This window comes from Blastomonas sp. CCH1-A6 (assembly GCF_001556365.1).
In the GTDB taxonomy this organism is placed as follows: Bacteria; Pseudomonadota; Alphaproteobacteria; order Sphingomonadales; family Sphingomonadaceae; genus Blastomonas; species Blastomonas ursincola.
Map to the genome: position 1 here is coordinate 1 of NZ_LSIS01000216.1, position 8873 is coordinate 8873.

General features: G+C 66.5%; 9 protein-coding genes and 1 pseudogene. 6 read left to right on the forward strand and 4 right to left on the reverse strand.

All coding sequences use genetic code 11. The features are described from left to right. Window positions 1-36 precede the first annotated feature (36 nt). From ligA to AX735_RS09485, 3 genes are all read left to right on the forward strand, one after another. Window positions 37-1587, forward strand: coding sequence for an NAD-dependent DNA ligase LigA (gene ligA / locus AX735_RS09475; protein WP_231750078.1), 1551 nt, complete (start codon window positions 37-39; stop codon window positions 1585-1587). Between the two features lie 76 nt (window positions 1588-1663). Further along, on the forward strand, window positions 1664-2032 hold the full coding sequence (locus AX735_RS09480) for a YciI family protein (protein WP_066279060.1): 369 nt from the start codon (window positions 1664-1666) through the stop codon (window positions 2030-2032). Next, window positions 2029-3258, forward strand: coding sequence for an RNA polymerase sigma factor (locus AX735_RS09485; protein ID WP_066279066.1), 1230 nt, complete (start codon window positions 2029-2031; stop codon window positions 3256-3258). Before AX735_RS09480 ends, AX735_RS09485 begins: the two co-directional genes overlap by 4 nt. On the opposite strand, the gene AX735_RS09490 is transcribed toward AX735_RS09485, so the two are convergent. From AX735_RS09490 to AX735_RS09505, 4 genes are all read right to left on the reverse strand, one after another. Beyond that, window positions 3197-3910 carry a DUF2459 domain-containing protein gene (locus AX735_RS09490; protein ID WP_066279069.1) on the reverse strand — a complete coding sequence of 238 codons (714 nt, stop codon included), beginning with the start codon at window positions 3908-3910 and terminating at the stop codon, window positions 3197-3199. The genes AX735_RS09485 and AX735_RS09490 overlap by 62 nt on opposite strands. 166 nt (window positions 3911-4076) lie before the next feature. Further along, entirely contained in the window at window positions 4077-5000 is a 924-nt protein-coding gene (locus AX735_RS09495) for a 50S ribosomal protein L11 methyltransferase (RefSeq protein ID WP_066279072.1), read from the reverse strand. A gap of 183 nt (window positions 5001-5183) precedes the next feature. Beyond that, entirely contained in the window at window positions 5184-5942 is a 759-nt protein-coding gene (locus AX735_RS09500) for an SDR family oxidoreductase (protein WP_231750077.1), read from the reverse strand. A gap of 48 nt (window positions 5943-5990) precedes the next feature. Next, a complete protein-coding gene (locus AX735_RS09505) occupies window positions 5991-7394 on the reverse strand; it encodes a methyl-accepting chemotaxis protein (protein WP_066279075.1) in 1404 nt (467 codons plus the stop codon). A 220-nt stretch (window positions 7395-7614) separates the two neighbouring features. Here AX735_RS09505 and sdhC point away from each other — a divergent pair, with 220 nt between their 5' ends. The 3 genes and pseudogenes from sdhC to AX735_RS09520 all read left to right on the forward strand — a co-directional run. Continuing rightward, window positions 7615-8004, forward strand: a complete 390-nt coding sequence (sdhC, locus tag AX735_RS09510) for a succinate dehydrogenase, cytochrome b556 subunit (protein ID WP_066279079.1) — start codon at window positions 7615-7617, stop codon at window positions 8002-8004. Between the two features lie 58 nt (window positions 8005-8062). Continuing rightward, complete coding sequence (gene sdhD / locus AX735_RS09515; RefSeq protein WP_060978157.1) at window positions 8063-8452, forward strand: succinate dehydrogenase, hydrophobic membrane anchor protein; 390 nt, start codon at window positions 8063-8065, stop codon at window positions 8450-8452. Then, window positions 8452-8856 (forward strand): annotated as a pseudogene (locus AX735_RS09520) (FAD-binding protein); the annotation flags it as partial. The gene sdhD and the pseudogene AX735_RS09520, both read left to right, overlap by 1 nt. Between the last annotated feature and the right edge of the window lie 17 nt (window positions 8857-8873).

Genomic DNA, 8873 nt, shown 5'->3' on the forward strand with positions numbered 1-8873 from the left:
CCCCTCCCAACCCTCCCCCCTGAAGGGGAGAGGGCCATTGATGTGCCCGACATCCTCGAGATCCGCGGCGAGGTGTACATGTCCAAGCAGGACTTTGCCGCGCTGAATGCGGCGCAGGAGGCGCGGGGCGAGAAGCTGTTCGCCAATCCGCGCAACGCCGCCGCCGGGTCGCTGCGGCAGAAGGACGCCAGGGTCACCGCCGCGCGGCCGCTCCGTTTCCTCGCGCATGGCTGGGGCGTGGCAAGCGACGTGCCCGGCAAGACCCAGCACGAGGTGATGCAGGCGATCGCCGCGATGGGGGTGCCGGTGTCGCCGCTGCTGGTGCGTGTCGAGACACTCGACGATCTGCTCGCGCATTATCGCGAGATCGAACGGCGGCGGGCCGATCTGCCCTATGATATCGACGGCGTGGTCTACAAGGTCGACCGGCTCGACTGGCAGGCGCGGCTGGGGTTCGTCGCCAAGGCGCCGCGCTGGGCGCTGGCGCACAAATTCCCTGCCGAACGCGCCGAGACGACGCTGCAGGCGATCGATATCCAGGTCGGGCGGACGGGCAAGCTGACCCCGGTGGGCAGGCTTACCCCCGTCACCGTCGGCGGCGTTGTCGTGTCGAACGTGACGCTGCACAATCGCGACGAGATCGCGCGGCTCGGCGTGCGTCCCGGCGACCGGGTGCTGGTGCAGCGCGCGGGCGATGTCATCCCGCAGGTGGTCGAGAACCTGACGCGCGACGAGGTTCGCGAGCCTTACAATTTCCCCGATCACTGCCCCGAATGCGGCAGCGAGGCGGTGGCGGAAGAGGGCGAGGTCGATGTCCGCTGCACCGGCGGCCTGATCTGCCCGGCGCAGCAGCGCGAGCGGTTGAAGCATTTCGTCAGCCGCGCCGCACTCGACATCGATGGCCTGGGCGAAAAGACGATCGCCGAGTTTCTCGACGCGGGGTTCATCAAGCTGCCGGGCGATATCTTCCGGCTGAAGCAGCACCGCAGCGCGATCCTGGCGCGCGAGGGCTGGCAGGAAAAGTCGGTCGACAATCTGCTCGCCAGCATCGAGGCGCGGCGCGGCGCGGACCCGGGGCGCTTCCTGTTCGCGCTCGGCATCCGCCATGTCGGATCGGTGACGGCGAAGGACCTGGTCAAATGCTTCGGCAGCGCCGAGGCGGTGGGCGAGATCGGACGCCGGCTCGCGGAGGGCAGCATCGAGGCGACAGCAGAGGTCACCGCGATCGACGGCATCGGCCCGGCGGTGGCCGAGGCGCTGGGCGATTTCTTCCACGAACCGCATAACGCACAAGTGTTCGACGATCTGATCGCCGAGGTCCGCCCTGCCGCCTTCGTCTCGACCGCGCGCGAGACCGAATGGTCGGGCAAGACCATCGTGTTCACCGGCAAGCTCGAGACGATGAGCCGCGACGAGGCCAAGGCGCAGGCCGAACGGCTGGGGGCCAAGGCAGCGGGATCGGTCTCGGCCAAGACCGATCTGGTCGTCGCCGGGCCGGGCGCGGGGTCGAAGCTCAAGAAGGCGGCGGAATTGGGCGTGCGCGTGGTCGATGAGGCCGAATGGGCAGAAATCATGCGCTCTGCCTGATCGGCTGTCGAATCCGCCTGTCGCCGTTCGTCATGGGGGCAGAATGCGCGGCTATCGCGCGTTCGGATGAGGAGACATGATGATGCAGTACATGCTGATGATCCACGAAGACGAGAGCGTCTATGCCGGCCCCGAGGGCGAGAAGCTGCTCGCCGAGACGCTGGCGGCGCACATGGCGCTGGGCGAGGCGCTGGTCGCCGCCGGGGTGAGCTATTCGGGCGAGCGGCTCAAGCCGGCCTCCACCGCCACCACCATCCGCTGGAACATGGGCGAGCACCAGATCCACGATGGCGCGTTTTCCGAAAGCCATGAGGAACTGGGCGGCTTCTACATCATCGATGTCGCCAATCTCGACGAGGCGCTGCAATGGGCCAAGCGCATCCCGATCCCCAAGGGCGCGCTCGAGATCCGCCCGGTCTGGCCGATGAGCGGCCCCGACGCATGACCTCGGCCGGGCTGGGCGCGGCGATCATCGCGGCCCGGCCCGCCGTCGTGGCGGCGCTGGCGGCGCGGTTCCGCGATCTGGACCTGGCCGAGGACGGCTTTGCCGATGCGGTGGAGCTTGCCATGCGCCAATTCGCCGATGCGCCGCCGCCCGGCAATCTCGGCGGCTGGCTGCATGTGGCGGCACGACGGCGGATCATCGACCGGCTGCGGCGCAAGGCGCGGCTGGCCGAGCTGATCGCCGCACAGCCCGAAGCGGCGGAGGGCGAGGACATGGATACCGTCTCGCTGTTCGACGAACAGATTCCCGACGAGCGGCTGCGGCTGATCTTCATCTGCTGCCACCCCGCGATTGCGCCCGAGGCGCGCGCCGCGCTGACGCTGCGCGTGGTCTGCGGCGTGCCGACGGAGCGGATCGCGGCAGCTTTCCTGTTAGCGACGCCCGCCATGGCCCAGCGACTGACCCGCGCCAAGGCCAAGATCCGCGAGGCGGGCGTGCCGTTCGAAACCCCACCGCCGCATCTCTGGGCCGAGCGGTTGCAATCGGTGCTGGCGACGCTGGAAATCGGCTATGCGCTGGCGTTTCAGGATGCCGCGGGCAGCGAGCCGACCGCCGATCTGGGACCCGAGGTGCTGCGGCTCACCGACATGCTCGCCGAACTGCTGCCCGACGATCCCGAGGTGCTGGGGCTGGCTGCGCTGGTGCAGTTGGGCGAGGCGCGGCGCGCGGCGCGGGTCGATGCAGCGGGGCGGATGATCCCGCTGAGCGAGCAGGATTGCACCCTGTGGGATAACCGGCTGATCGGCTCGGCGGCACGGGCCATGCAGCGCGCTGCGGCGCTCGGGCGCAGCGGGCCGTACCAGCTGATGGCCGCGATCCACCTGACCCATGCGCGGCGCAAGGCCGAGGGGCGGACCGACTGGGCGGCGATCCTGAAGCTTTATGATCTGCTCATCCAGCTGCGCCCCGGGCCTGTCGTGGCGATCAACCGCGCAATCGCGCTCGCGCGGGTCGAGGGGGCAGAGGCGGGGCTAGTTGCGATCGAGGCGCTGGGCGACGAGAAGATCGAGCGCTACCGCCCCTGGCAGGCGGCGCGCGCGCATCTGCTCGCGCAAACGGGTGACCGCGAAGGCGCGGCAGCGGCCTATCGTAATGCGCTGGCGCTCAGTCCGGCGTGGGCGGAGCGGCTGTTTCTGGAGGCGAAACTTCGGGAAACCAGCGCATGACATGATGTTCGGCGGGGGTCCATGCGCCGATGCGCACGCCGATGGCGCGAAGATGGTCGCCGGTCCAGGCGTTGCAGCTGTGCACCAGCGAATAGCGGCCATGTGCCCGGTAGAAGACATCGTCGCCGCCATAGCCGGGGATGGGTTTCAGCGGGCCGCGCTCGGGAAAGGCAATGTCCGTCATCAATCGGTCGGCAAGCTGGCGATAGGCGGCATGGCTGATCACCAGCTTGCGGGCATAGCGGCCTTCTTGCGGGCGGTTCATGTGATAGATGTGGATGAGCGTCGCGTCGCTGCCGATCGCGGCGCGCGCCATGGTCGCGGGGTCGAGCTGCCGCCAATCGGGGGTGTTCAAGTAGAAATCGCGCTCGCCCCAGCCTATCGCAACATGATCGGTCGCGCCGGTGGCGTGATAGCGGCTGTCGCTGAGGTCGGTCGGCGGGAAGATGCGGTGCCAGTCGATCCCCTCTGCGCGCGCGGGCAGGATGAAGCCCGTGTGGAAGCCGTTGGTCTCGACATAGATGGTCACGCCGTCTTTCGGCGCGCGCCACTGCGTGTTGGTGCCCCAAAGCCCGCCGATCTCGCCCGCGGCAAAGACGAGGCCTGCGATCAGCGCCAGCCAGGCGACCAGGGTGCGTGCCTTTTTCAGCATCACCCGTCATTCCCGCGAACGCGGGAATCCCGCTTTTGCAGGACGTTCCAGAAGAAGCGGGACCCCCGCCTTCGCGGGGGTGACGAGCTGAGGCTCAAGGAAGAGGATGCGAGCCCCGCCTTTCGGCGAAAGCCGGAGAACGGACTATAGCCGGGAGGCTTGGGAATCAGGCCACGCCGCTCTTGCACAACCGCAATACCGTCCAATCGCCGAGGTCCAGCCGTTCTTCCAGCGCAAAGCCCTGTTCGCGATATGCACCCGCCACCGCTTCGGCCTGCGTCCCGAGCAGCCCGGACAGCACGGCATGGCCCCCGGGCGCGGTGACGGCCGCGACATCGCCGGAAAGGTCGATCAGCGGACCGGCCAGGATATTGGCGATGACCAGATCATAAGGTGCGCGCGCCTGCAGCCGGGCATCTTCCAGCCCCTCGGCAATCACCATGGCGAGTTCGCCGGGTTGGTCGCCGATGGCAAGGCCATTGGCCGCAGCATTATGCTCGACCGCCGGGCCGCACACCGGATCGATATCGCTCGCGATCGCGCGCGCTTCGGGCCAAAGGTGCATCGCGGCAAAGGCGAGCAGCCCGGTGCCGGTGCCGATATCGATATGGTTGGTGACGCGCAGCCCGGCGGCCTGCATCGAATCGAGCATCATCAGGCAGCCGCGCGTGGTGTTGTGGTGCCCGGTGCCGAAGGCGAGGCTCGCGGGGATCTCGAAGCTGCGCACGCCCGGTTCGTCGGAGGCGGGCATTTCGGGCGTATGAACATGAAAGCGCCCGGCGCGGATCGGCTCGAGCCCGGCCTGGCTCAGTGTCACCCAGTCCTCGTCGGGCAGCAATTCGGCGCTCAGTGCCGCGCCGGCGGCGCTCGGGACGAGGCCGCGCAGCGTCTCGATCCAGGCGGTTTCGGGCGCTTGCGTAAAATAGGCATGCAGCGCCCAGCTTCCCGGCACTTGCGGATCGGCATAGGCATCGACCTCGCTCGCCACCAGGCTGGGGCTGCCGAAGCTGCTGTCGTCGAGCGTCATGTCCTCGGTCACAGTCTGCGCCTCGGCGAGCGTGCAGGGGATGGTGACTTTCCAGTTGTCCAATGCGTGGGTCCTTGTGGGTTGCGTTCCGGTGGGCCTTAAAGTGCGGCGGCGATGTTGGCCAGTGCTTGCCCCAGTCGTCATCCTGAACTTGTTTCAGTATCCATCGTGCCCCACCAGCCGAAGCTCCATCCGGCAAAATAGACCCTGAAACGAGTTCAGGGTGACGGGAAGGCATTAAACCTCTTACCGAACGTAGCTCGCCCCGTTCACGTCGAGCACCGCGCCGGTCATTGAGGGCGGCGCGTCGATGGCGCAGAAACTGGCCATGGTGGCGACCTCGTCGGGCATAGCGACGCGGCCGAGCGGGATGTCGGCGAGCAGCTTGTCGCCGCCGCGGCTGGCAAGATAGTCCTCCGCCATGCCGGTCATGGTGAAGCCGGGGCAGATGGCAAAGGCATAGATGCCATGGCCCGCATAGGCGCGTGCGATCGACTTGGTCATCGCCACCATGCCGCCCTTGGACGCGGCATAATGCCAGTGCGCCGGGCTGTCGCCGCGATAGGCGGCGCGGCTGGCGATGTTGACGATGCGGCCTTCATTGGCGTGGTCGAGAAAATGCTGCACCGCAAAGCGGCACAATTGTGCGCTGGCGGTGAGGTTGATCGTCATCGTCTCGTCCCAGGCGGCAAGCCATTCGGCATCGCCCCGTTCGATCGGATTGGCGACAAAGATTCCAGCATTGTTGATCAGCACGTCGATGCGGCCGTCGAGGAGGTCGATTGCTTCCTGCCAGAGCAGGTCGGGTCCGCGAAAATCGCTAAAATCGGCTGCCACCACGTCCCATTCGGGCGCATCGGGGCTGTCATCGGGGAAAGGACGGCTCGCATGGCCGACCACCCGGTGGCCGGCTTCGTGGAGCAGGTCGGCAATCGCGCGGCCGATGCCGCGGCTGGAGCCGGTGACGAGAATATTCTGTTCGACGCTGATCATGCGCGTCAGCATATCGCCGCGCTGCCGCGCGGTCCATCGCTGCAACGCGATTTGGCGGCGTCAGGCGCTCTTGGCCAGGCCGATCTCGACCGCGAAGCGATCGGACCGGTTGCGCAGCTCGACCAGCTGGTTCTGCAGATGACTGAACCCGGCGCCAACCTTGTCCATCTCGCTCGCCAGGCTTTCGGTGTCGATGCGGATCGTGCCGATGGTATTGGACATCGAATCGGCCGCCAGCGCGGTCTCGTCGACCGCGGCGGTGATGATCGTCACGGTCTGCGCCTGGATTTCCATCGCCTCGCGGATGCGGTCGGCGCTCGATTGCACTTCGCTGACCGTGGCGCGCACCGAATCGTTCGAGGCGACCGTGTCGCGGGTGGCCTGCTGGATCGCGGTGATCTTGTGCGCAATATCGTCGGTCGCGCGCGCGGTCTGGTTGGCGAGGCTTTTCACTTCCTGCGCGACCACGGCAAAGCCGCGCCCGGCATCGCCTGCGCGCGCCGCCTCGATCGTGGCGTTGAGCGCGAGCAGGTTGGTTTGTCCCGCAATGTCGCGGATCAGGCTGAGGATCGATTCGATCGATTCGGCATGGGTCGAGAGCGTCTGCGTGCTTGCCACCGCATGGCCCGCCTCGCGAGAGGCGCGCTCGGCGACGTCGGCGGCAACCTCGACTTCGCTGCGGGCTTCCTCGATCGCACGGATCAGGCCGGCGGCGGTCTGCGCTGCCTCGCGCATCGCGATGGCGGATTGTTCGGCTGCGGCGGCGACCTCGGACGAGCGGCCCAGCATCTGGCGCGCGGCTTCGGATGCGTTGACGACCTGATTCTTGAGGCCGCTGCCCAGATGCGATGCCTGTTGCAGTTCGCCATCGACCGTCTGCTTGAAGCTGGCGGTCTGCGCAGTGCGGACCATCTGCGCCTCGCGGTGGGTCATCGCGTTGATGGCGAACGACATGATCTCCGCCTCGATCACCATCACCTGCGCGGTAGCGCGCGCCAGTGGCTGAAACTCGTCCATGTCGTTGTTCAGCCGCTCGCGCATCCGGTTGATCGCAAAGTCATGGGTATGCGCGTTGGCGGCGAGCAACTGCCACATCGGGACGCCGAGCTTGCTGGCCGCCAGCGCATGCGTGAAGGCCATTTCCACCCAGGTCTGGCCGTCCAGACGGGCCATTTTCTCGCGGGTGTAGATCCGGCTCGATTCCACATGGCGCTGCTTGAGCGTTTCGAGATCGCGACCCTTGCTGGCAAGATTGGCGATGCGGCAGTAATTGTCCCAGAAGGCCAGTGCGATCTCGTCCTGATCCTTTTCCAGCAGGTCGAGCGCCCGGCGCGCATACCGGGGCAGATCGCCCGCAGCATCGAAGGCGGCCAGGCGCTGGCTGATCGAAAGTTCGTGCGCCACGGATTGGTAGAGTTCCCTGAACTCGGCGCTGCCTTTCGAATCCTGATGGGGGTCTGCCATGGCGTCCTCTTGGCTTCTGGGGTGCTTCAGCCCTCGGCATATGCGCACATGGTTAACGCCGGGTTATTGCTGCGCCCGCTCGAGCCGCATTGCCGCGCAGCGCGATGCCGGGCCTGCAATGGAGCGCGCACAATCAGCAATTGCATCACGTGGGCAATCGGCTAAACAGGCGCGGGACGCAAATTCGCTTATGAACACGATCGTTTAAACGGGGGAGACCATGGCAAAACCATCGGGCAGGCCGCTGTCGCCGCACCTTTCCATCTGGCGTTGGGGCCCGGCCATGCTGGTCTCGATCCTCCATCGCGCAACGGGCGACGGCATGGCCGTGATCGGCGGGATTCTGCTCGTCGGCTGGCTGATGGCGCTTGCCAGCGGGCCGGAAGCCTATGCCTGGTATGTCGGCTGGGCCACCAGCCCCATCGGCTATCTGCTGATGGTCGGCCTGTCCTGGGCCTTCTTCCAGCACATGCTCTCGGGCCTTCGCCATTTCGTGCTGGATATCGGCGCGGGCTATGAGGTTGACAACAACAACCGCTGGTCGGCGCTGCTGCCGGTGCTGTCGATCGTGCTGACGGCGTTTTTGTGGGCGATCATCTTTTTCGCCTGATCTTTTGAATTATCTGAAGAGCGCGACAGGGCTATGGGGCCCGCGCTGGGAGTCGACCATGGGAAGTGGCACCAGAATTGGCAAGGTTCGCGGGCTGGGGTCCGCCAAAACGGGGACGCATCACTGGGTGATGGCGCGGGTCACCGCGGTCAGCAATCTCATCCTGATGCTGTGGTTCATCGCCTCGCTGGTCAGCCTTCCCGCGCTCGATCATGCGACCGTCACGGCCTGGCTTTCAGCGCCGCTGCCCGCCACCGCGATGATCCTGCTGATCGTCACCGTTTTCTATCACCTGCGCCTGGGCCTGCAGGTCATCGTCGAGGACTATGTGCATGACCATGGCACGAAGTTCGGCGTGATCCTGCTGCTCAACTTCTACGCCGTTGCCGGGGCCGCCCTCGGCATTTTCGCCGTTGCGCGCATTGCCTTTGCCGGAGCTGCAAGCTGATGACCGAAGCCTATAAGATCATCGACCATGTGTACGACACGGTTGTCGTCGGCGCGGGCGGATCGGGCCTGCGTGCCACCATGGGCAGCGCCGAAGCGGGCCTGAAGACTGCGTGCATCACCAAGGTGTTCCCCACCCGCAGCCACACCGTGGCGGCGCAGGGCGGCATCGCCGCCAGCCTGGGCAACAACTCTCCCGATCACTGGTCGTGGCACATGTACGATACCGTCAAGGGATCGGACTGGCTGGGCGATCAGGACGCGATCGAGTACATGGTGCGCGAAGCGCCCGCTGCGGTTTATGAGCTCGAGCACGCGGGCGTGCCGTTCAGCCGCAACGACAACGGCACCATCTATCAGCGTCCGTTCGGCGGGCACATGCAGAACATGGGCGAAGGCCCGCCGAACGGACGCTGATAGAT

Excerpts from the sequence above, each read along its gene's own strand:
- AX735_RS09490 (WP_066279069.1), bottom strand. The coding sequence starts at position 3,910 with ATGCTGAAAAAGGCACGCACCCTGGTCGCCTGGCTGGCGCTGATCGCA.
- AX735_RS09505 (WP_066279075.1), bottom strand. The coding sequence starts at position 7,394 with ATGGCAGACCCCCATCAGGATTCGAAAGGCAGCGCCGAGTTCAGGGAA.
- AX735_RS09500 (WP_231750077.1), bottom strand. The coding sequence starts at position 5,942 with ATGCTGACGCGCATGATCAGCGTCGAACAGAATATTCTCGTCACCGGC.
- sdhD (WP_060978157.1), top strand. The coding sequence starts at position 8,063 with ATGGGAAGTGGCACCAGAATTGGCAAGGTTCGCGGGCTGGGGTCCGCC.
- AX735_RS09480 (WP_066279060.1), top strand. The coding sequence starts at position 1,664 with ATGATGATGCAGTACATGCTGATGATCCACGAAGACGAGAGCGTCTAT.
- AX735_RS09485 (WP_066279066.1), top strand. The coding sequence starts at position 2,029 with ATGACCTCGGCCGGGCTGGGCGCGGCGATCATCGCGGCCCGGCCCGCC.
- sdhC (WP_066279079.1), top strand. The coding sequence starts at position 7,615 with ATGGCAAAACCATCGGGCAGGCCGCTGTCGCCGCACCTTTCCATCTGG.